Source organism: Clostridium sp. AF22-10, assembly GCF_003478725.1.
Taxonomy (GTDB): Bacteria; Bacillota; Clostridia; order Lachnospirales; family Lachnospiraceae; genus Otoolea; species Otoolea fessa.
Window position 1 is genome coordinate 1 of sequence record NZ_QUFZ01000065.1, and the last position, 1,720, is coordinate 1,720.

Genomic DNA, 1,720 nt, shown 5'->3' on the forward strand with positions numbered 1-1,720 from the left:
CTTGGCACTAAGAGCCGATGAAAGACGTGATAAGCTGCGAAAAGCTTCGGGGAGGAGCAAATATCCATTGATCCGGAGATATCTGAATGGGGAAACCCGGCTGAGAAGACCTCAGTCATCCATACGCCAATACATAACGTATGGAAGGGAACCCGCTGAACTGAAACATCTAAGTAGGCGGAGGAAGAGAAAGAAACATCGATTCCCAAAGTAGCGGCGAGCGAAATGGGAAGAGCCCAAACCAGAGTGCGTGCACTCTGGGGTTACGGACTGCATAAGTGAGCTGATTCGTTAATGGAACGGTCCTGGAAAGACCGGCCAGAGAGAGTGAAAGCCTCGTACATGAAAACGATAAGCAGCGGCAGGATCCAGAGTACCGCGAGACACGTGGAACCTTGCGGGAATTCGGGGGGACCACCCCCCAAGGCTAAATACTCCTTAGTGACCGATAGCGCATAGTACTGTGAAGGAAAGGTGAAAAGGACCCCGGGAGGGGAGTGAAAGAGAACCTGAAACCCTGTGTTTACAAGCTGTGGAAGCACGTTAAGGTGCAACCGCGTACTTTTTGTAGAACGGTCCGGCGAGTTGCGGATGCTGGCGAGGTTAAGGAGTAAAGCTCCGGAGCCGAAGCGAGAGCGAGTCTTAATAGGGCGTAAAGTCAGCATGTGCAGACCCGAAACCGGGTGACCTATCCATGTCCAGGTTGAAGTTCCCGTAAAAGGGAATGGAGGACCGAACGCACATCCGTTGAAAAGGGTGGCGATGAGGTGTGGATAGGGGAGAAATTCCAATCGAACCCGGAGATAGCTGGTTCTCCTCGAAATAGCTTTAGGGCTAGCCTCGTATTAGTTTAGCGGAGGTAGAGCACTGAATTTCCTAGGGGGCGTCAAAGTCTACCGAAGAATATCAAACTCCGAATGCCGCATAAATGATGTACGGGAGTCAGACTGCACGAGATAAGTTGGGTAGTCAAAAGGGAAAGAGCCCAGACCTACAGCTAAGGTCCCAAAGTGTGTGTTAAGTGGAAAAGGATGTGGGATTTCGAAGACAACTAGGATGTTGGCTCAGAAGCAGCCACACATTCAAAGAGTGCGTAATAGCTCACTAGTCGAGAGGTCCTGCGCCGAAAATGTCCGGGGCTAAAACACAACACCGAAGCTTAGGAATGTAATTATACATTGGTAGAGGAGCATTCTTAAAGAGACGAAGCAGTACCGATAAGGAGCTGTGGATTTTTAAGAAGAGAGAATGCCGGAATGAGTAGCGAGATGGAGGTGGGAATCCTCCAGGCCGAATATCTAAGGTTTCCAGAGTAAAGCTGATCTGCTCTGGGTAAGTCGGGGCCTAAGGCGAGGTCGAAAGACGTAGTCGATGGATAACAGGTTGAAATTCCTGTACTGCATATCATCAGAACTGTGGGGACACAGAGAGATACCGGAACCTGGGAATGAAGATACCAGGGCAAGCGAGGTAGGTGCTAAGCTGGCAAAACCGCTTAGTAAGCCGAAGACGTGATGCGGAGCGAATTAAAGTAGTGAAGTCCGGGATTCGAGCTGTCGAGAAAAGCCGCTATTGTGTGATATGTACCCGTACCGTAAACCGACACAGGTGGATGAGGAGAGAATCCTAAGGCCGGCGGGAGAAGCATTGTTAAGGAACTCGGCAAAATGACCCTGTAACTTCGGGATAAAGGGTGCCACAGAGATGTGGCCGCAGAGAA

The 1,720-nt window shown here is 50.3% G+C and carries 1 rRNA gene; it reads left to right on the forward strand.

Annotated features, from left to right (window positions below):
- A 23S ribosomal RNA gene (locus DWX91_RS16225) occupies window positions 1–1,720 on the forward strand; the annotation flags it as partial.